The organism is Nucisporomicrobium flavum, from assembly GCF_016464385.1.
Taxonomy (GTDB): Bacteria; Actinomycetota; Actinomycetes; order Mycobacteriales; family Micromonosporaceae; genus Actinoplanes; species Actinoplanes flavus_A.
Genome location: NZ_JADMLH010000040.1, coordinates 1 through 19,605, shown reverse-complemented (window position 1 = coordinate 19,605; position 19,605 = coordinate 1). Strand labels below are relative to the sequence as shown.

The window sequence follows — 19,605 nt, the reverse complement described above, 5'->3', positions numbered from 1 at the left end:
ATAGCCCGCCTCAAACGCCACCGCGGCGTCGCCACTCGCTACGACAAGTTAGCCGTCCGCTTCCAAGCCGTCCTGACCATCACCATCATCAGCGAGTGGCTCTGACCGGCTTTTGAAACACGCCTTAGCGGGCCAGCCAGGCGAGCGCGGCGACGACCAGCGCCTCCGTACCCGTGGTCAGGGTGGGCTGGAGGACGGGGGCGAACGCGGCCGAGTGGTTGACCGGGATGTCCTGGGCGACCCGGCCCGCCTCCTCGGCCCGGCGGTACGCCTCCGGGTCGGCGCCGCCGATGCACCAGTACGTGTACGGCACCCCCAGCGCGCGCGGGATGTCGCTGAAGTCCTCGCTCGCCGACTGCTGCGGGACGACCGTGGCGCGATCGGCGAAGTACCCGGCGAACGCCGCGGCCACCCGTTGCGTGGTGGCGGCGTCGTTGTCGGTCAGCGGGTACCGGTCGAAGAGCTCGAACTCGGGCTCCCGCGGCGATCCGGAGGCCTGGCACTCCGCGGTCACGATCCGGCGGATCGCGGCCAGCATCGTCTCCCGCGTGGCGTCGCCGTACGTCCGCAGGTTGAGCAGGAGCTGCGCGGAGTCCGGAATGACGTTGCTCTTGGTGCCGGCCTGGATGCTGCCCACAGTGAGGACGGCGGTCTCCGTCGGCGGCACCTCGCGTGCCACCACGGTCTGCAGCCGGACCACGATCATCGCGGCCAGCACCACCGGGTCGACCGCCGCCTGGGGCATGGAACCGTGCGCGCCGCGGCCGTGGACGGTGATCCGCATGCTGTCCGCGGCCGACAGGACCGGTCCGGCATGCGTGCCGACGAGGCCGGCCGGGAACGGCATGACGTGCTGGGCGAGCGCCACGTCGACGCCGGGCACGATCGCGGCCAGCCCGTCGTCGACCATGCCCCGGGCGCCGTCGCCGGCCTCCTCCGCGGGCTGGAACAGCGCCACGAGCCTCCCGCGCCACGCGTCCCGCGCGCCGGCGAGCAGCCGGGCCGCGCCGAGCAGGCACGCCACGTGGACGTCGTGCCCGCAGGCGTGCATGACGGGCACCTCGCCGCTGGTGGCCGTGCTCGCATAGGGCAGGCCGGTCGCCTCCCGTACCGGCAGGGCGTCCATGTCGGCGCGCAGCAGCACCGAGGGGCCGTCGCCGTTGCCCAGCACGCCGACCACGCCGGTGCCCCCCACGCCCTCGCGGACGTCGTACCCGGCCCGGCGCAGCCCGTCGGCGACCGCGGCCGCGGTCCGGTGCTCCTGGTGGGACAGCTCGGGGTGCTCGTGCAGCGAGCGGTAGAACTCCTCCTGCTCGGCGCGCAGGCCGTCCAACCCTGCGAGCACCGCGGAAACGGTCATCGCGTACGCAGCCGGAACAGCATCTCGCCGGCCCGGGGGACGACCAGCGTGTCCGGGTCCTGCGCGTACGCCGCGGGGTCGACCAGTGCCGGATCGAGGTAGCCCAGGTTCGCCGCGCGGCAGACCTCCTCGGGGATCGACGTGGCGAGGGTGACCCGGACCCGCAGCCGCTCCTCGCCGGTCGCCGGGTCGTACGTGCCGGCGCCGCGCAGATGCGTCGAGTGGGCCAGCACGCCCCACGGCACCCCGGCGAAGCGGTCCCACTGGCCGACGAAGTAGTCGCGGCAGTGGTAGCCGATCTCGTAGATCTCCGGATGGGTGGAGGACAGCTCGGTGACGTGCGGGGCGTACAGGATCACCTCGCCGCCGTCGGCGACCACCGGCTCGACCTTGTAGAAGCCCTTCGCGGCGGTCCAGATCTCGTCGTACATGGCCGGCACGATCGACAGCACCCGCCGGACCGGGGCGTCCAGGTACGTGACGTGGGTGGCGGCGCACACCTCGGCCGCCGACGCCCACGAGGCGCGGGTGTCACCGAACGACACCGAGTGCAGCCCGCTGCCGGTTTCGGCCGTCGGGCCCGCGGCCGAGGCCGGTACGGCGTCGTCCACCGCGCTGTCGACCGCGCCGTCGGCCACCTCCGCGGTGACCACGCTGAGCGCCAGCTTCTCGGCCGGGATCAGCGCGGCGCCGTCGTCGATCAGCGCGCGGACGGGGGTCAGCCCGCTCGTACCGATGATCTCCGCGGAGGTGATCAGGGCGCCGAGCCAGTGCGAGACGTCGATGATGCGCTTGCCGCCGACGCCCGGGAAGAAGTACTTGTTGCCGCCGGACATCCCGACCACCTCGTGGGGGAGCACGGGCCCGACCACCAGCGCGACATCGTGCTCCACGACCGCGCGGTTCAGCAGCACCGGCACGGCGACGTCCATCCGGCCCTCGGACAGCTCGGCGATCCGGGTGGCGGGGACCGTACCGAGATCGGCGAAGGTCTCCGGCTTCCACCACTCGTGGTTGACCACCACGGTGCCCGGATAGGTCTCGGCGAGCCGGCCGGGCTCGTACCCGAGGTGCCGGGCGAGCGCCTCCTCCGTCATCGCGGCGTGCGTGCCCAGCGCGACCAGCACCGTCAGCCGCGTCACCCGTCCGTGCAGGGCGCCGTGCACGGCGCGCATGAGCAGCGGCAGCGGGCACGTGCGCGTCGCGTCCGGCACGAGCACGCACACGCTGCGCCCGTCGAACGGGTGGGCGGTGAGCTGCTCGGTGACGAACGCGGTCACCTCCTCGTCGCCGAGCACCGTGCCGGCGTCACCGACGCGGGCCGCCGACGCTGCCAGGCCGGGCGGGAGAGCACTGATCGACGTCATACCCGTAGCGTCCCCCGGCGCGGCGGTCCCGTCCACCGGCGGCGCAGATCGCGGCCCGAATCCGCTCAGCAGAACGCCGTCGCGGCCGATCAGATCCGTTGGCCGGACCTGCGACGAAAGGCGACCGCATGCTCGCATTGGTGGTCGACGACTCCAGCACCATGCGTCGCATCCTGCAGCGCACCATGGCCGGTCACGGCTTCGCGGTGTACGAGGCGAGCAACGGCCAGGAGGCCCTGGACCTGCTGGTGGAGATCCCGACGGTGCCGGACGTGGCGCTGATCGACTGGAACATGCCGGTGATGGACGGGCTCGAGCTGATCCGCCACGTCCGCAAGATGCCGCCGCTGCGCGACATGTGCATGATGATGGTCACCACCGAGGCCGAGCACAGCCAGATGGTCCGCGCCCTGGCCGCCGGCGCGCACGAGTACGTCCTCAAGCCGTTCGCGCCCGACACGATCAAGCAGAAGCTCACCTACCTGGGCCTGATCCCGCCCGAGCCGCGGCCGTAGTCAGCCGGCGGCCATCTGGAAGCGGCCGGCTCCCGGGCACGGCTCTCCTCGCAGGGATCAGACGACGGTGGCGCTGCGGCGTTCGAGCAGGATGACGTCACGCCAGCGGCCGTGGTGGCGGCCGACGCGCTCGCGGACGCCGATGGTGCGGAAGCCGCACCGGGTGTGCAGGGCGAGGCTGGGCCGGTTCTCGGGGAAGATGCCGGACTGGATGGTCCAGATCCCGGCGCGCTCGGTCGACGCGATCAGCGCCTCGAGCAGCGCCCGGCCGATACCGCGGCCGCCGTACGCCGGATGCACGTAGACGGAGTGCTCCACGACGCCGGCGTACACGGGCCGGGGGGAGACCCGCGAGCAGGCCACCCAGCCGGTGACCGTGCCGTCCGCCTCGACCGCCACGAACCGGTGGCCGGGCAGCTTGCCGCTGTCGAACGCGGCCCATCCGGGCGCCTCGGTCTCGAACGTGGCGTTGCCACCCGCGATGCCCGCGGCGTAGATGTCGAGCACCGGCCCGGCGTGCCCGGCGGTCATGGGCGCGAGCCGGACCGCGGTCACGCCGGCACCGCCGGGAACAGCCGCGCCGACAGCGGCGGGCAGCAGCCCGGGGCCGGTGAGGCGTGTGCGGGAGGAAGAACCGACATGCGGCATATCTTGACACCGTCGGCCTGGCCGCCGCCCGCTGGAGGCCACGGTCTCGCCCGGGTACGGCTGCTGCGGGTGGCCCGCCGGGTGGTTCCCCCGGTTGCCGCGCGCTGCCAGGCTTGAGCGATGAGGCATCCGATCTTCGCCAGGGTCTACGAGCGGGCGAGCGCGCAGATGGACCGGGCCGGCGCCGCCGAGCATCGGCACGCCCTCGTCGCGGACCTGCGCGGCCGGGTGATCGAGGTCGGCGCCGGCAACGGCCGGATGTTCCCGCACTACCCGTCCGCGGTCACCGAGGTGCTGGCCGTCGAGCCCGAGCCGTACCTGCGCGCGGCGGCCGAGGCGGCGGCGCGCACGGCCCCGGTGCCGGTCCGGGTCGTCGAGGGCCTGGCCGACGCGCTTCCCGCCGCCGACGGCACGTTCGACGCCGCGGTGGCCGCGCTGGTGCTGTGCTCGGTGCCCGACCAGGCGGCGGCCCTGGCCGAGCTCCGCCGCGTGCTGCGCCCGGGCGGGCAGTTGCGCTTCCTCGAGCACGTCGTGGCCGAGCATCCCGGTGGCCTGCGGCGGGCGCAGCGCATCGTCGACGCCACCGTCTGGCCGCGGCTGCTCGGCGGCTGCCACACCGGCCGCGACACCCTCGCCGCGATCACCGCGGCGGGGTTCACCGTGGACGAGGTGCACCGGTTCCGGTTCCCGCCGTCCGGGCCGCAGGGCCCCGCCGCTCCGCACGTCCGCGGCAGGGCCACCGCCGCCGTCACGCCGCCGGGCCACCGCCTGGCTGCACCACCCCGTTGACCGTGAGCGCGTACGGCGCGTACTGCCGGACGGTCCCGGTCGGGTCGTCGTAGGCCACGATCGCGACGACCTTCGGGTACGCCCGCAGCGCGGCGGCCCGGTCCACCGGCACCTGCCGCGCCCGCCGCCCGGGCTCGTCCAGTCCGACCAGCCGGACGTTCCACCCGTGCACCGCCACGGGCACGATCTGCGTCGGCGAGCGGAACCCGTCCAGCGTCGTGCCGTCGGCGACGACCCGGCCACCGACCGCCACGTCGCCGACGTACCAGCCGCCCTCGTTCACCGCGCCGTCGCTGACGTAGCGGAAGCCCAGCAGGATGCGCTTGCCCGCGTACGGGGCCAGGTCGTACGTGTGCCGTTGGAAGCCGTCGGTGGTGCCGGTGACCGCGGGACCGAGCGGCCCCTTGACCGTACGGTCACCCGCGATCGCCCGGTACGTGTGTCCACCGTCCACGGACACCGTCACGTAGCCGAAGTCGTAGCCCTGCTCGGCGCCGTACCGGGCCCGCAGGGTCAGCTTCGCGGCGCTGCGGGGAACGGCGACGGCGAGGACCGCGGCGGCGTCGGTCGAGCTGGCGTCGCCGGAGAACAGCGCGCCGTCGCGGACCATCCACTGCAGCGGCTGGGCGGGCAGCGTACGGGCGCCCGAGAACCGCACCGAGCGCAGCGCCGCACCGGTCAGCGGCCGGCCGGCCCGGTCCCGCAGGCGGACATAGTCGGCGCCGTTCGGTGCCGCGCCCGGCCGGTCGTACGAGGCCGGGTTGGCCAGGTTCACCGTCGACCGCAGGCTCGGCGCGCTCACCCGGCCGCGCGACACCCCGGCCATCGTCCCGCCCTCGACCACCTTGTCGACCAGCGTCATCGTCTGGAAGTCGTGCAGGACGCCGTCCAGCCGGGTGTCCTTGCCCAGGGCGGCCTGCACCGCGGCCAGACCCTGCCGGCTGCCGTCACGGTGCAGCCGCGACAACGCGCTCGCGCCGAAGCGGTCGTGCAGGTACAGCATGAACTGGTACGCGTTGCCGTAGTCGGCCAGCACCTCCGCGGGCGCGCCCTCGTCCCACTGGTTCAGCGAGTTCTGCGCGCCCCCGCAGTCCTTGGGGTTCGCGTTGTAGCGCGTGCGTACGGTCCCGAAGCCCTGGAAACAGAAGAGGTGGCTGTCGGCGCCCGGGTGGTGCACGGTGGCGGTGCCGTCGACGTACCCGACGAGGGTCTGCGCGTAGTCGGACAGGCCCTCGTTCACCCACACCTCCTCGTCCGGGTCGGTGTAGTACTGCAGCAGGTGCTGCCACTCGTGCGCGAAGGTGCCCTCGTACATGCGGGGCCGCGCGGGGCGGCTGGTGCACAGGTCGTCGGCGGGCTCGTGCGGCGGGGCGGCTCCGGTGCGGTGCTGCCAGTCGTACGCGTCGATCGTCATGACGTTGCGGTCGACGAGCTCGTTGAGCTGCGCGGAGAAGAAGCCGGCGATGTAGGTGACGGCCTTCGGGAAGTCGAAGTAATTGTCGTCGCGCACGTTGTCGACCAGGGTGACCGTCCGGCCGCCGTCGCCGGTGAAGTCGCCGGTGATCAGCGGATCGGTGCCGTCGCGGTCCGGCGGGGTGCTGAACGCGGCGGTCTCCCGGGGCCGGATGCGTCCGTCGAACTCGCGGATCAGGCCGGTGACCTGGGCGTCGGTGATCCTGGTCGAGGCGGCGCCCCGGCAGTCGCCCTTCGGGAAGGCGATGTCGTCGGCGACCCACACCTCGATGTGCTTCCCGACGCCGCGCAGCGTGTAGTTCTTGCGGTACAGGCTGCCCTTCACGTCGTCCAGGGCGAGCCACTCGCGGACCGTGCCGACCGCCGGCGTGGCTACGGCCCGGGCCCGGCGGCCGACCTCGGGCCGGCGGACGTCCAGCCCGTCGGTCGCGAAGGTCTTGTGGGAGGGCTCGCGGGTGTCGTCCACGACGGCCGCGGCGGCGGGCGACGGTGGTGGCGCCGCCGTGGCCGGGGCGACCGGCGGCAGCAGCGGGGTCAGGAGCAGGGCAGCGGCGATGAGGCGGAAGGAGGCGCGCACAGAACCGCACGGTACAGGCAGATACGGTGCAAAAGGGGCATGACGCGGCTACTCGAACAGGGAGTGGTTCCGGCTGCCCTCGGCCCGGGCCCGCGCCCGTCGCCGCAGCTGCACCACGACCGCGTCCACGACGGCCACCGCCGCCCAGGCGGCCAGCAGCCAGCCCGGCACCGTCCACCCCGCGCGGAACATCAGCACGGACAGGACCGTGCACACGACGAACCCGAAGGCGGCCAGGGCCAGGCGGAGGTTGAGCGGGCTGTACGGCTCGTCGACCGTTCCCCGCCGCCCGCGTGGTTGCGCACCGATCGGCATGGTCCCAGCCTAGTCTCCGGCTACCGGCGTGGCCGGGGCGCAGGGCAGGATGCGCACATGCCGTCTGCCCTCACGACGCCGCCCACGATCCCCGCCGGCACGCTCTGCGCCGGACCGCAGCCCGTGCTCGTCGCGGCCGGTGACCTGCTGCTGCGCCCCTGGCAGCACGCCGACGTGCCGGCCTTCCTCGCCGCCTACGACGATCCCGCGATCCAGCGGTGGCACACCCGCCGGCCCTCGTCGGCCGACGACGTCCGCGCCTGGTTCGCGGAGTACCGGCTGGACTGGGCGCAGGAGCGCGGCGCGCACTGGGCGGTGACCAGCGGCGGTGCCGTGCTCGGGCGCATCGCCGTACGCGGCATGGACCTTGCCGACGGCGTCGCGGGATGTGCCTACTGGGTGGTGCCGGCGGCACGGGGAGCCGGCGTGGCGGCCCGCGCGCTCACCACCGTGACGGCCTGGGCCCTGGGCGTGGCGGGTTTCCACCGGCTCGAGCTCAACCACTCGACCCGGAATCAGGCCTCGTGCCGGGTCGCCACGCGGGCCGGTTTCCTGCTGGAGGGCACCAAGCGCAGCGCCGCCGTCCACGCGGACGGGCGGCACGACATGCACCTGCACGCGCGCATCCGTGCCGGCGCGCAGCACCCGGCGGCCGGGTGATCAGCTCCGGGTGATCGGGTCCGGCCGCTCGGCGAAGATGTCGACGCTCTCGCGCAGCGACCGGGCGAAGTCGGCCGGCGGCAGCTCGCGCCCGCGGTCGCGTTCCGCGTCGGTGATCGGCACGACGTTGATCAGCCGGACCGGGCCGTCGCCGGTCTGCACACAGTCCGGGTCGTCGTCGCTCAGCGGCCCCGCGAGCAGCACCGACGGGCACCCCGGGAACGTCGGGAAGTCACCGCCGAAGCCGATCATGTGTCCCCAGCTCAGCTGGCTGCCGGCCAGGAACGGGTGGATCGCCAGGTTGGCGAGCTGCACGGCGATCGCGTGCTCCTCCGGCCGCGAGAGCGACCCCCGCCGGCGCAGCCGCAGCTCGGCGCGGGCACCCCCGCCGGGCCGCGGCCTCGCCGGCATCTGCTGCGCCGCCATGCCGATGGTCGCGAACGACGTCATGTCCACCGTGGAGGTGGGCCGGTAGACCAGGACGTCGAGGCGGTTGATCGGTGCCTCGTCGTCGGTGAACAGGTAGCCGTCATCCTCCTCCGCGCGATCGCGGTAGGCGTGGAAGACGTCGCGCAGGACGGCCGGAGCGGACATGGGGGCACACACTACCGCCCGGCTACGACACTTCCCGCCGCAACACGCGTACGGTCCCGGCCACCAGGGGCAGCATCACCCAGACGGCGCACGACACCCCCAGCCGCGCCCATTGCCCCGAGCTCATCGCCGGCTCGCTGAGCGGCAGCGAGGTCACGTTGAGGTCCAGCCACCCGGCCGCGTCGTTGAGCCGCTTCACCATCTGCCCGAGCGCCGACCAGGCCGTGGGCAGGGCGAAGTACAGCACGATGGCCAGCGCCGGGCTCATCAGCAGCGCGCCGAACCCCGCGCCCATCAGCACGAACAACACCTGGTTGAGCAGCAGCCGGCCGGCCTGGTCGGCGGTCAGGTGCCAGCTTCCGTCGCCGCCGGTGCCGAGCGCGATCAGGTTGGCGCCGGCGGACAGTAGCGCCGCCGCCGCGGTCGCCGCGAGCGCGATGAGCACCGCCGCGATCAGCTTCGCCGCGACGACGCGCCCGCGGGCCGGGGTCAGCGTGAAGGTGGTCAGCGCGGTGCGCTGCGACCATTCGCTGGTCATCGACAGGATGCCGAGCACCGGCAGCAGCACGGTCGCGGGGGCCAGCCCGAACGAGAGGAATCCCTGGTAGGTCTGCTCCTCGTCGGGGGCGGCGCCGAGCAGGATCGCGGCCGTTCCGGCCGCGGCCAGCCCGATCACGATCAACAGCCAGAGCCCGGCCCGGGTGTCGGCCAGCTTGCGCAGCTCGACCCAGGTCAGCCGGGCGAGGGAGATCTTTCCAACGGTACGGCCACGGTCCTCCTCAGGAGCAACACCGGCTGAGCTGGTCGTCGCGTTCTGCACGGCGGTCATCGGACGGCCTCCTTCACCGAGTCGCCGGCGGTCAGGGACAGGAACATCTGTTCCAGCCCGCCGCTGTCCGCGGGGCGCAATTCGAGCAGGACGATCCCGTCCCCGGCGGCCGCCCGCCCGATGGCCTCCGCGCCGGCCTGCACGACGACGCCCCCGCCGGCCGCCGCCGTACCGGTCAGCCCGTGGCGCCGCAGCGCGGCCTCCAGCGCCGGCATGTCCAGCGCCTTCACGACCGTTCCGGAGGCGGCCAGCAGCTCCGCCTTGTCGCCCTGGGCCACCACCCGGCCGCCCCCGATGACGACCAGCCGGTCCGCGACCGCCTCCACCTCCCGCAGCAGATGGGAGGAGAGCAGGACGGTGCCGCCCCGGTCGGCGAAGTCGCGCAGCAGCCCCCGCATCCAGAAGATGCCCTCCGGGTCCAGCCCGTTCGCCGGCTCGTCCAGGATCAGCACCCCCGGGTCGCCCAGCAGCGCGTACGCGAGCCCCAGCCGCTGGCGCATCCCCAGCGAGTACGCCTTCACCCGCCGCCGCGCCGCCGTCTTGTTCAGCCCGACCCGCTCCAGGCTCTCCCCGACCCGGCGCCGGTCGACGCCCATGGTCAGCGCGGCCAGCGTCAGCACCTCCCGGCCCGTACGCCCCGAGTGCTGCGCGGAGGCGTCCAGCAGCACGCCGATCCGCCGGCCCGGGTTGGCGAGGTGCCGATACGGGCGCCCGTCGACGGTGGCCGTACCGGACGTGGGCGGGGTGAGCCCGCAGATCATCCGCATCGTGGTGGACTTGCCGGCCCCGTTGGGCCCGAGGAAACCGGTCACCGTGCCGGGCTCGCAGGTGAACGACACGTCGTCGACGGCCGGGTGGGACCCGTACCGTTTGCTCAGGTGTTCGACTGTGATCATGCGTCCCACCGTGCCGGGACCACCCGGCCGGCCGCGTCGGCCGGCGGTCGGCGCCGGCGAACCAAGGTCGGCGGGCGGTTACGACTTTGGTCGGTATCGGGGCCCGCGGCGGCGACCGTACGATGACCGGCATGGGGGAGGTTGTGGTGGCGCGACCGCCGGAGTACCGGTGGCTGCTCCCGGCGGCGCTGCGCGACGAGCCGGACGTGCCGCCCGGGCCGCGCACCACCCGGGACTGGGTGATCGACGCCTTCTGCTTCCTGGCCGCCCTGGGCTGGGCCCTGCTGAGCACCGCCGACCTGCTGCAACCCGAGCCGGAGGTGGTGCCGCAGTGGGCCGGCACGCCGGAGTGGCTGGTCTGGACCGACCTGCTGATCGGCGTCGGGTTCTCCGTGGCCCTCTGGTGGCGCCGCCGCTGGCCGGTGCAGCTGGCAGCCGCGGCCCTGGTGTTCGGGCTGGTCTCGGTCGCGATCGCGATCGCCGCGCTGATCATCCTGTTCTCGGTGGCCGTGCACCGCCGCTTCGCCGTCACGGCGGCCGTGAGCGTCGCCGCGACGCTCAACAACGCGGCGTTCTGCGCGATCCGCCCCGAGCAGGGCACGCCCTGGCTGGAGTCGTTCTCCTGGGGCGTCGTCATCATGGTGATCATCCAGCTGTGGGGCATGATCGTACGGTCCCGGCGGCAGCTCGTCGTCTCCCTGCGCGACCGCGCCGAGCGCGCCGAATCCGAGCAGCAGCTGCGCGTCGCCCAGGCCCGCGCGCTCGAGCGCACCCGCATCGCCCGGGAGATGCACGACGTGCTGGCCCACCGCATCTCGCTGCTCAGCCTGCACGCGGGCGCCCTCGAGATCCGCCCCGAGTCGTCACCGGCGGAGGTCGCCGGCGCCGCCGGGGTGATCCGCGCCAGCGCCCACCAGGCCCTGCAGGACCTGCGCGAGGTCATCGGCGTGCTCCGCGAGCCGGCCGGGGAGGAACCGCCCGAACGCCCCCAGCCGACGCTGCTCCAGCTTCCCGCGCTCGCCGACGAGTCCCGCGCGGCCGGCGTGAAGGTGAGCCTCGACGTGAGCGTCGACCCCGCGGCCGACCTGCCCGCGGGGACCGGGCGGACCGCGTACCGGATCATCCAGGAGGGTCTGACCAACGCCCGCAAGCACGCCCCCGGCACGGCGGTGCGCGTCGCGGTCGGCGGGAAGGCCGGGCGCGGGCTGAGCATCGACGTGCGCAACCCGATGCCGGTCGGCCGGGTCACGCCGGGCATCCCGGGCACCGGGACGGGCCTCATCGGCCTCGCCGAGCGCGCCACCCTCGCCGGCGGCCGGCTCACCCACGGGCGCGGCCCCGACGGCGACTTCGTGCTGCGGGCCTGGCTGCCGTGGCCGGCGTGAGCGCCCGGCCCGGTCCGATCCGGGTCCTCCTCGTCGATGACGACGCGCTGGTCCGGGCCGGCCTCACCATGATCCTGGCCGGCGCCGACGACGTGCGGGTCGTCGGGGAGGCCGCCGACGGCTCCGAGGTGCCCGCCGCGGTGGCCCGGCACCACCCCGACGTGGTTCTCATGGACATCCGCATGCCCCGCATCGACGGTCTCGCGGCCACCGAGACGCTGCGCGCGCGCCCGGACGCCCCCGAGGTCATCGTGCTGACCACGTTCGACGCCGACGAGTTCGTCCTGCGCGCGCTGCGCGCGGGCGCCAGCGGCTTCCTGCTCAAGGACACCCCGCCGATCGAGATCCTGCAGGCCGTCCGGAAGGTCGCCGCCGGCGAGGCCACCCTGTCGCCGACGGTGACCCGCCGGCTCATCGCGCACGTCGCGGCCCCCGACCACCACACCGGCCGCCGGCGTGCCCGGGACCTGCTGGAGACCCTGAGCGACCGGGAACGCGAGGTGGCGCTGGCGCTCGGGCAGGGCAGCTCGAACGCGGAGATCTCGGCGCAGCTGTTCATGAGCGTCGCCACGGTGAAGGCGCACGTCTCGCGGCTGCTGGTGAAGCTCGGGCTCAACAACCGGGTCCAGGTCGCCCTGCTGGTGCACGACGCCGGGCTCGCCTAGCGTCCCGCGCGGCGGTCCGGGGGATGTCATCGGATCGTCATATCTCTGCGGGGCCGCCGCGACACCTCCGCGTGACGGTGGAGGGACCGGCGGCGTCCAGTGACACGGGAGATGACGACATGACAGCGGTCTCGGCCACACCCAGTGCGACCGTCGAGCTCACCTGCGACGGCTGCGGTGCGACCACGACGGTGGACGGCTGCGGGTTGCACGACACCGACGTGGTCTACGTCGCGGTCGCCGCGATCGGGTGGGCGGGGCCGCCGTACGCCCGCGGGCCGCACCGATGCCCGGCGTGCGTGTCCGGCCACGAGCCCGCGCCGCGGCAGCGCACCGGCCGGCACGACGGCGGGCCCCGGGTGGTGCTGACGGTGACGTCGCCGGCGGCGGTCGTACGGGTCACCGGCGACATCGACCTCGACGTGGTCGCGGACCTGCGGGCCGGGCTCGAGAACGCCGCGGCGCTGCGGCCGTACGTGATCGTCGATCTGACCGGGGCCGGCACCATCGACTCGCTCGGCCTGGGGGCGCTGGTCCGCGGCCGCGGGGCCGCCCGGCAGCGCGGCGGCGACCTGCTGCTGGTGGCTCCTTCGCGGTTCGTGCAGACGGTGCTGCGGACGATGCGCCTGCACACGGCGTTCCGGACGTTCGGCACCGTGCCCCAGGCCATCACGGCGGCCGTCGCCGCCCCGGCCGGGAACTAACCGCGGACGTCCCCGGTCATGGCGACGAGGGTGACCGCCGCGGCGGCGAAGGCGACCTGCAGGACCACCTCGAGCGCGGTCACGGTGGAGGTGTCGATGCCGGCGAGGCGGCCCACGACGGTGCCCAGCACGGCCGCGCCGACCGCCACGCCCAGCGGCACCCAGAACGGCACGGCCCGCAGGATCCAGCGCGCGCCGAGCCCGAGGACGGCGCCGACGGCCAGGGCGGTGACCAGGCTGCTGAGGGTCATGGCGGGATCCTTCGGTGGCGCGGTGTCCGGAGTCCCGTCCACCCTGGCCCGCCGACCCCGCGGATCGTGCCCTGCCGTGTGACAGTCGGGTGACAAACGGCGGGGCGGCCGTACGGAGCGTGTCGCCGCCGCGGCCGCGAGGCATCATGCGGGTATGGGTTCCGTGCTGCTGATCGAGGACGACGACCGCATCCGGCTCTCGCTCACCATGGCGCTGGAGGACGAGGGGTACACCGCCCACGCCGTCGCCACCGCGGAGGAGGGCCTGGTGGCGCAGCGCAGCAACCCGGCCGACACGGTGCTGGTCGACCTGATGCTGCCGGGCATGGACGGCTTCGAGTGCATCCGGCAGCTGCGCCGCGTCGACGACGTGCCGATCATCGTGGTCAGCGCCCGCGACGACACCCACGACATCGTCGCCGGGCTGGAGGCCGGTGCGGACGACTACATCGTGAAGCCGGTCGCGGTGAAGGAGCTCGCCGCGCGGCTGCGGGCGCTGCGCCGCCGGGCCAGGGCCGCGGCGCCGGCCGTGACGGTGGCCGCCTTCGGCGACCTGGAGGTGCTGCCGGAGGCCGGCGAGGTGCGCCTGCGCGGCGAGCCGGTGGCGGTGACGCGTACGGAGTTCCGCCTGCTGTGCGAGCTCGCCGAGCATCCCGGCCAGGTGCTGTCCCGCCAGCAGCTCCTGCAGCGCGTGTGGGGGTACGAGATCGGCGACGAACGCCTGGTCGACGTGCACGTGGGCCGGCTGCGGCACAAGATCGAGGAGACCCCCGGCGCGCCCCGGCACCTGGTGACCGTCCGCGGCCTCGGCTACAAGCTGCAGCGATGAGGGTCGGGCTGCGGACCCGGGTCAGCGCCGCCTTCGCCGTCGGTGCCCTGGTGCTGTCCGCCTGCGTCTCGATGGTCTCGTACGAGCTGGCCCGCAGCACCCTGTTCAGCGAGCGGGAACGGACGGCGGTGCGCGCCACGTACTTCGACGCCGCGGTGGTCGACGCGGGGTTGCCCGACCGGACGGCCGACGTCGGCGAGGTGCTGCGGTCGCTCGACACCGGCGTCGACCGCCACGTGCTGCTGCACCGCGACGGCCGCTGGTATTCGCCGAACGCGGGCCCGGCGGCCGGTTTCGCGGTGCCCACCGGCCTGCAGGAGCTGACCGCCGGGGGCACGGCCGGCGCGCAGCGGATCCGCCTCGACGGGCAGGCCGCCCTGGTGGTCGGGATCCCGGTGCGCTCGGGCATCTTCTACGAGGTCGTCTCGCTGTCCGAACTGGACCGTACGCTGCAGCTGCTCGGGCTGGTGCTGGCCGCGGTGGCCATCATGGTCGCCGGCGCCGGCGCCGCGGTCGGCTGGTACGTCACCCGGCACGCCCTGCGCCCGCTCACCGCCGTCGCCGCCGCGGCCCGCAACATCGCCGACGGTGACCTGGACACCCGCCTCGACCCGGACGCCGAACCGGACCTCGCCGCGCTGTCGGTCTCGTTCAACCACATGGCCGACCAGCTGGCGCGCCGCATCGAACGCGACCGCCGGTTCGCCGCGGACGTCAGCCACGAGCTGCGGTCGCCCTTGCAGACCCTCTCGGCAGCCGTCAGCGTCGTGGACCGCCGCCGCGACGGCATGGACCCGAAGGCGGCCGCGGCGGTCGGGCTGATCAGCGAGGAGGTCGGCCGGTTCCAGGACCTCGTCGACGACCTGCTCGAGCTGGCCCGCAGCGACCGGCCGGCCGACCGGGAGCCGACCGACCTGCGCGGGCTCGTCGCGCGCGTCTGCCGGGCCCGCGGCCTCCCCGAGGACCTGCTGGAGGTGGAGCCCGGCACGCCGGAGGTCTGGCCGGTGGACCGCCGCCGCATCGAGCAGGCGCTGCGCAACCTGCTCGACAATGCGGTCCGCTACGGCGGGGGACCGGTCGCGGTACGCCTCGGCCGCGCCGGCGAACGGCACGTCATCGAGGTGGACGACGCCGGCCCGGGCATCGCGGAGGAGAACCGTACGGTCATCTTCGACCGCTTCGTGCGCGGCCCGGCGGCCAACGCGCGCGGCGGGGGCGACGGCACCGGCCTGGGCCTGTCCATCGTGGCCCGGCACGCCGCCGCGCACGGCGGCACGGTCACCGCCGGCGAGCGCCCCGGCGGCGGCGCCCGGTTCCGGGTGGAGCTCCCATGACCCCGCGAGCCCGGACGTCCGTGGCAGGTCTGCTGGCCTGCCTGCTGGTGGCGTCGTGCGGGCTGCCGGCCGAGGACGGGCCGCACCCGGTGGACCTGCCCCAGCGGGCCCTGACCAGCCCGGCGCCCGGCCCCGCCGGAACGGATCCCCCGGGCGCGGTCGCGGAGGTGCTCTGCCTGGTGCGCGGCGGCCGCCTGGTGCAGACCGTACGCCGGGTCGGCGCGGCACCCACCCCGCAGCGGCAGGCGGAGCACCTGGTCGCCGGCCCGTCCGAGCCCGAACGCGCCTCCGGTCTCACCACGATGCTCGCCGCGACCTCGCTGACGGTGGACGTACCGCGCGGCGGCACCGAGGCCCGCGTGGAGGTGGCGGGCGAGCAGGGCAGCGCACGCGGCGACGAGACGCTCGCGTACGGCCAGCTGGTCTGCACCCTGACATCCCGCCCGGACGTGAACTCGGTCGTCTTCACCCGGGACGGGGAGGTGCTGCAGGTGCCACGGGCGGACGGGTCGCTGTCCCGCGGGCCGCTCGGTGTCACCGACTACGCCAGCCTCATCGCGCCCTCCTGACGTCCGGTCACCGAACTGTCATCCGGTTGCGCACGGCCTGCCACACGGCTCGGCGACCGTGGTCGGAGAACCCGACCGACCGGCAGGAGCGGCCATGTGGTGGTACACCGACTGGTACAACGGGGCGCCGTACTCGCGGCAGTTCCCGGCAGCGCACGGGAATGGGGCGCGCACGCGTGACGAGCGGCTGGCCAGGGCCGTGGCCGACGCCGTGCTCGCCGACCCGGTGGTGACCGGCGGCCGGATCGACCTCGGCGTGCAGAACGGCGTGGTGATCCTGGACGGGGATGTGGACACCGAGGCGTCCCGCCGGGCCGTGGTCGCGCTGGCCTGGTCCGTGCCCGGGGTGACCGACGTGTGCAACGCCCTCGCCGTCCGCCGGGGCCCGGCCCGGTGACCCGCGGCGGTCCGTGTGTGCGGGCGCCCGCATCGGTACGCCCGCACACGGATCCGCGGGTGGGTTCGGCACCCCGGTCACCCGGCGCCCTCGGCGGTGATCGTGCCGGGGGCATGGCTGATCAGGGCGCCGGGTCTGGTTCCCAGCGTGGCGGCCGGGGATGGCGGGCCCGGCACGACTTCATGACAGTCTCGTGACAGCCGTCCCCGCCGGGCGTCCGGGCTGGACGGTGGTCAGCTGATCGAGCCGGTGCCGCGGTCGCCCAGCGCCACGAGCTCTGACACGGTCGCGAAGCGGAAGCCGCGCGCCTTGATCCCCGCGATCATCTCGCCGAGGTGCTGCAGTGCCACCAGCCGGCGCTTGGCGCCCACGTCGTGCGCCAGGATGATCGAGCCCGGGCGGACCGCGTTCACGATCGCCTCGACCTGGCCGGCCGGGTTGTCCTCGTAGCGGCGTTCGCGCATCTGGTCGGACCAGAGCACGATGTCGTAGCCCATCGAGTCGGCCGCCAGCAGCGTCGAGCCGCCCAGGTGGCCGTAGGGCGGGCGCATCAGCGTCGGTACGCGCCCGGTGACCCGCGCGATCGTCTCGTGCGTCCGGGTGAGTTCCGTGGTGATCGCGCGCAGGTCCAGCGTCGCCAGGTCGGGGTGGGACCACGTGTGGTTGCCGATCTCGTGCGCGCCCATCCGCCCGCGGACGAGCTCGCCGTGCTCGTCCAGGTTGCGCCCCACCATGAAGAACGTGGCCGGGATCCGGGCCGCGTCGAGGGCGTCGAGGACCATCGGCGTCCAGCGGGGCCCGGGGCCGTCGTCGAAGGTGAACGCGACGACCGGCTCCGCCGTCTCGACGTAGTACCGCACGCTCACCTCGGCGCGGCTGACCGCGGAGAGGTTGTCGGCGGCCGCCGCGTACCCGCCGCCCAGTGGGGGATGGTCCCAGCCGCACCAGCGCGGCACCTCGGTGGCGCCCACGGCGCCGACGGCCACGCCTGCCGCGCTGAGCAGGGCGCCCCGGAGAAGAGTTCGGCGATTCGTCATGATCGCGTCAGCCTCGCCCGGCCGGGCGGCCGGCGGTATCCGGCCGGCGACGGAGATCCCCGTGTATCTGCATCAGCCCAAAGTCGCACCCGGCCACAAGGGCTCGCTCGCGTGCCGCTCGGACGCCCGAAGGACGCGCAGGATGTTGCGGCCCGTCAGCTTCTCCAGATCGGCCTGTGACCAGCCCCGATCGGCCAGTTCGGCGAGCAGCCGCGGGTAGCCGGAGACGTCCTCGAGCCCGACGGGCAGCCGGTCGCAGCCGTCGTAGTCGCCGCCCAGCCCGACGTGGTCGACGCCCGCGGTCTCGCGTACGTGGTCGATGTGATCGGCCACCTGCGCGATCGTCGCCTCGGGGCGGGGGTTGGCGGCGAGCCACGGGCGGAAGTCGGCCGGCGGTTCCGGGCTGGCGGGGCCCTCCACGCGGACGGGGGAGGCGGGGATCTCCTCGCCCGGCCGGGGCGCCCGCGGCCACGGGTCGGACGCGGGCGGCAGGCCGAGCCGCTCCCACTCCTCCTCCGCGGCGGCCGCCCACTGCGCCACCTCGGTCGAGACGAACACCGGGACGAACGCCACCATGCAGACGCCGCCGTTGTCGCGCAGGCGCACGAGGACGTCGTCGGGCACGTTGCGGCGGTGGTCGGTGCGGGCCCGCGCCGACGAGTGGCTGAAGATGACCGGTGCCCGGGCCACGTCGAGCACGGCGTGCATCGTCGTCGTCGCCACGTGCGCCAGGTCGGGCAGGACGCCGATGCGCTGCATCTCGGCGACCACGGCGCGGCCCTCGTCGGTGAGCCCGCCGGCCCGGGGCTCGTCGGCCGCCGAGTCCGCCCACGGCGTGTTGTGGTTGTGCGTCAGCGTCACGTAGCGCACGCCCAGCCGCGCGAACGCCCGCAGCACCCCGAGCGACGACGCGAGGCTGTGCCCGCCCTCGATGCCGATCAGCGAGGCGATCCGGCCCGACCCGATCGCGGCTTCGACGTCGGCGGCCGTGTACGCGATCGCGAAGTCCCGCGGGTACGCGGCCACGAGCCGGTACACGGCGTCGACCTGTTCCATGGTCGCGGTGACCGCCTCGGGCTCGGGCAGGTCGGACGGCACGTACACGGACCAGAACTGGCCGCCCACCCCGCCGGCGCGCAGCCGGGCGATGTCGGTGTGGAACTCGGGCCGGTCCGCCGCCAGCCCGTCGACCCGGTAACCGGCGGCCGCGCGCAGCGCCATGGGCAGGTCGTTGTGCCCGTCCACGACCGGCATGGCGGCCAGCGCCGCGGCGACGTCCGCCCTGCTCCCGCTGGTGTCCCGCATCGCTGTTCCTCCTCCGTACGGCCCATGATCGCCTGCGAAGCATAGGCACGCGCGACCCGTGCCGTGCCTGATCGCGGCCCCGGAATTCTCAAGTGCCGACGTTCGTACGGTTCGCAACCCGGCCGCACCGCGACGGGCACGTCGCGCGCACCTGCCGCCCCGGAATCTTCTTCCCATGCCCGGCCGAGACGCGGCCGGACAACTCGGGGGAGTTGAGCAAGTGCGTCGCTCGAAGCTGACGAAGTCCGTGACCGCCCTGGCCGCCCTGGCCGCCGGCGCCGGGTCCGTGCTGGCCGGTGCCCCGGCCGCCGAGGCCGCCGCCGGTGCCGAGCTGAAGCTGACGGCAGCCGACGACACGTACGTCTCGAGCGGCCGCAGGAACGCCACGTTCGGCGCCGAGCAGAAGCTGGCGATCGGCCGCCTCGCCGGCGACTCCAAGACCGCTTTCCTCAAGTTCGTGGTTCCGGCCGGCACGCAGGTCACCGGCGCCCGGCTGACGCTGGAGACGGTCGGCGACGTCACGGGCCGGCTCACCCTCAACCGCGTCGCCGACACCGCGTGGACCGAGAAGAAGCTGACGTCCGCGACCGCCCCGGCGCTGGGCACCGTCGTCGGTACGGCCGCGCCGAAGGCCGACGCCGCGGAGGTCAGCTTCGACCTCGGCGCGACGGTGACCGGCCCGGGTGCGTACGCGTTCGCACTGCGCTCGTCGGCCACCTCCGCGGTCACCCGTTTCCGTGCCGCCGAGGGCAAGAGCGGCGGCCCGGTGCTGCTCGTCGCCACGGGGAGCGCGGATGAGACGCCGGCCGCTCCGGTGGAGGCCCCGGACCCGGTCGACGAGACCGTCCCGCCGGCCCAGCCCGCCACCCCGGTCGAGGACGAGGACATGCCGCCCCCGCCCGCCCCGGCGACCGGCGACTGCGTGACCGGCAAGCTGCTCGTACCGTCCTGCGGGGTGCTGTGGGGTGCCGCCGCCGGTGGTTTCACGAGCGCGCCGCGTGACGCTGCGCTGAAGGATTGGGAGAAGCTCAGCGGTCGTACGGCGAGCATTTTCCACACGTATCACAAGGGTGATGAGCCGTTCCCGACCAAGTCTGAGATGGCGA

At 74.3% G+C, this 19,605-nt stretch carries 22 protein-coding genes and 1 pseudogene; 12 read left to right on the top strand and 11 right to left on the bottom strand.

Annotated features, from left to right (window positions below; all coding sequences use genetic code 11):
• A pseudogene (locus IT780_RS42470) lies at positions 1-105 on the top strand (IS5 family transposase); the annotation flags it as partial.
• Between the two features lie 19 nt (positions 106-124).
• Here IT780_RS42470 and IT780_RS41370 read toward each other — a convergent pair.
• Both IT780_RS41370 and IT780_RS41365 read right to left on the bottom strand, forming a co-directional pair.
• Positions 125-1,345 (bottom strand): amidohydrolase, encoded by a 1,221-nt coding sequence (locus IT780_RS41370; RefSeq protein WP_307831676.1) that lies wholly within the window; start codon positions 1,343-1,345, stop codon positions 125-127.
• An 11-nt stretch (positions 1,346-1,356) separates the two neighbouring features.
• Complete coding sequence (locus tag IT780_RS41365) at positions 1,357-2,727, bottom strand: lactate racemase domain-containing protein (protein ID WP_199517374.1); 1,371 nt, start codon at positions 2,725-2,727, stop codon at positions 1,357-1,359.
• 128 nt (positions 2,728-2,855) lie between these two features.
• On the opposite strand from IT780_RS41365, the gene IT780_RS41360 reads away from it, so the two are divergent.
• The gene (locus IT780_RS41360; RefSeq protein ID WP_199517373.1) at positions 2,856-3,242 is read left to right on the top strand and encodes a response regulator; all 387 of its coding nucleotides are present in this window, start codon (positions 2,856-2,858) and stop codon (positions 3,240-3,242) included.
• Between the two features lie 57 nt (positions 3,243-3,299).
• Here IT780_RS41360 and IT780_RS41355 read toward each other — a convergent pair whose 3' ends face one another.
• Positions 3,300-3,773 (bottom strand): GNAT family N-acetyltransferase, encoded by a 474-nt coding sequence (locus IT780_RS41355; RefSeq protein WP_199517380.1) that lies wholly within the window; start codon positions 3,771-3,773, stop codon positions 3,300-3,302.
• Between the two features lie 237 nt (positions 3,774-4,010).
• Here IT780_RS41355 and IT780_RS41350 point away from each other — a divergent pair, with 237 nt between their 5' ends.
• On the top strand, positions 4,011-4,679 hold the full coding sequence (locus IT780_RS41350) for a class I SAM-dependent methyltransferase (RefSeq protein WP_199517372.1): 669 nt from the start codon (positions 4,011-4,013) through the stop codon (positions 4,677-4,679).
• On the opposite strand, the gene IT780_RS41345 is transcribed toward IT780_RS41350, so the two are convergent.
• Positions 4,639-6,729 carry an immune inhibitor A domain-containing protein gene (locus tag IT780_RS41345; RefSeq protein ID WP_307831674.1) on the bottom strand — a complete coding sequence of 697 codons (2,091 nt, stop codon included), beginning with the start codon at positions 6,727-6,729 and terminating at the stop codon, positions 4,639-4,641. The genes IT780_RS41350 and IT780_RS41345 overlap by 41 nt on opposite strands.
• Positions 6,730-6,777: 48 nt before the next feature.
• Positions 6,778-7,044 carry a hypothetical protein gene (locus IT780_RS41340; protein ID WP_199517371.1) on the bottom strand — a complete coding sequence of 89 codons (267 nt, stop codon included), beginning with the start codon at positions 7,042-7,044 and terminating at the stop codon, positions 6,778-6,780.
• Between the two features lie 57 nt (positions 7,045-7,101).
• Here IT780_RS41340 and IT780_RS41335 point away from each other — a divergent pair, with 57 nt between their 5' ends.
• Entirely contained in the window at positions 7,102-7,704 is a 603-nt protein-coding gene (locus IT780_RS41335) for a GNAT family N-acetyltransferase (protein ID WP_199517370.1), read from the top strand.
• Here the strand turns inward: IT780_RS41335 and IT780_RS41330 are convergent, their stop codons facing one another.
• Genes IT780_RS41330 through IT780_RS41320 form a run of 3 tightly spaced genes read right to left on the bottom strand, consistent with a single transcriptional unit; the run spans position 7,705 to position 10,023 of the window.
• A complete protein-coding gene (locus IT780_RS41330; protein WP_199517369.1) occupies positions 7,705-8,298 on the bottom strand; it encodes a suppressor of fused domain protein in 594 nt (197 codons plus the stop codon).
• A 22-nt stretch (positions 8,299-8,320) separates the two neighbouring features.
• On the bottom strand, positions 8,321-9,127 hold the full coding sequence (locus IT780_RS41325; protein ID WP_233414379.1) for an ABC transporter permease: 807 nt from the start codon (positions 9,125-9,127) through the stop codon (positions 8,321-8,323).
• Positions 9,124-10,023 (bottom strand): ABC transporter ATP-binding protein, encoded by a 900-nt coding sequence (locus tag IT780_RS41320; RefSeq protein ID WP_199517368.1) that lies wholly within the window; start codon positions 10,021-10,023, stop codon positions 9,124-9,126. Before IT780_RS41320 ends, IT780_RS41325 begins: the two co-directional genes overlap by 4 nt.
• Positions 10,024-10,154: 131 nt before the next feature.
• On the opposite strand from IT780_RS41320, the gene IT780_RS42465 reads away from it, so the two are divergent.
• The 3 genes from IT780_RS42465 (at position 10,155) to IT780_RS41310 (ending at position 12,777) form a co-directional block, all read left to right on the top strand.
• The gene (locus IT780_RS42465; RefSeq protein ID WP_233414378.1) at positions 10,155-11,408 is read left to right on the top strand and encodes a sensor histidine kinase; all 1,254 of its coding nucleotides are present in this window, start codon (positions 10,155-10,157) and stop codon (positions 11,406-11,408) included.
• Positions 11,387-12,073 carry a response regulator gene (locus IT780_RS42460; protein WP_504739635.1) on the top strand — a complete coding sequence of 229 codons (687 nt, stop codon included), beginning with the start codon at positions 11,387-11,389 and terminating at the stop codon, positions 12,071-12,073. Before IT780_RS42465 ends, IT780_RS42460 begins: the two co-directional genes overlap by 22 nt.
• A gap of 119 nt (positions 12,074-12,192) precedes the next feature.
• Positions 12,193-12,777 carry an STAS domain-containing protein gene (locus IT780_RS41310; protein WP_199517367.1) on the top strand — a complete coding sequence of 195 codons (585 nt, stop codon included), beginning with the start codon at positions 12,193-12,195 and terminating at the stop codon, positions 12,775-12,777.
• Here IT780_RS41310 and IT780_RS41305 read toward each other — a convergent pair.
• Positions 12,774-13,028 (bottom strand): hypothetical protein, encoded by a 255-nt coding sequence (locus IT780_RS41305; RefSeq protein WP_199517366.1) that lies wholly within the window; start codon positions 13,026-13,028, stop codon positions 12,774-12,776. The genes IT780_RS41310 and IT780_RS41305 overlap by 4 nt on opposite strands.
• Before the next feature lie 154 nt (positions 13,029-13,182).
• Between IT780_RS41305 and IT780_RS41300 the strand changes: the two genes are divergently transcribed.
• The 4 genes from IT780_RS41300 to IT780_RS41285 all read left to right on the top strand — a co-directional run bounded on the left by IT780_RS41300 (position 13,183) and on the right by IT780_RS41285 (position 16,157).
• The gene (locus IT780_RS41300) at positions 13,183-13,857 is read left to right on the top strand and encodes a response regulator transcription factor (protein ID WP_199517365.1); all 675 of its coding nucleotides are present in this window, start codon (positions 13,183-13,185) and stop codon (positions 13,855-13,857) included.
• Positions 13,854-15,191 carry a sensor histidine kinase gene (locus IT780_RS41295; RefSeq protein WP_199517364.1) on the top strand — a complete coding sequence of 446 codons (1,338 nt, stop codon included), beginning with the start codon at positions 13,854-13,856 and terminating at the stop codon, positions 15,189-15,191. The genes IT780_RS41300 and IT780_RS41295 overlap by 4 nt, the downstream gene beginning before the upstream one ends.
• Positions 15,188-15,760, top strand: a complete 573-nt coding sequence (locus tag IT780_RS41290; protein ID WP_199517363.1) for a GerMN domain-containing protein — start codon at positions 15,188-15,190, stop codon at positions 15,758-15,760. Before IT780_RS41295 ends, IT780_RS41290 begins: the two co-directional genes overlap by 4 nt.
• Before the next feature lie 94 nt (positions 15,761-15,854).
• Entirely contained in the window at positions 15,855-16,157 is a 303-nt protein-coding gene (locus IT780_RS41285; protein ID WP_199517362.1) for a BON domain-containing protein, read from the top strand.
• 233 nt (positions 16,158-16,390) lie between these two features.
• Here IT780_RS41285 and IT780_RS41280 read toward each other — a convergent pair whose 3' ends face one another.
• A complete protein-coding gene (locus tag IT780_RS41280) occupies positions 16,391-17,194 on the bottom strand; it encodes a polysaccharide deacetylase family protein (protein ID WP_199517361.1) in 804 nt (267 codons plus the stop codon).
• Positions 17,195-17,266: 72 nt separating this feature from the next.
• Positions 17,267-18,499 carry a dipeptidase gene (locus IT780_RS41275; RefSeq protein WP_233414377.1) on the bottom strand — a complete coding sequence of 411 codons (1,233 nt, stop codon included), beginning with the start codon at positions 18,497-18,499 and terminating at the stop codon, positions 17,267-17,269.
• 220 nt (positions 18,500-18,719) lie between these two features.
• Between IT780_RS41275 and IT780_RS41270 the strand changes: the two genes are divergently transcribed.
• On the top strand, positions 18,720-19,605 hold an 886-nt coding region (locus IT780_RS41270; protein WP_307831673.1), incomplete at its 3' end, for a CBM96 family carbohydrate-binding protein.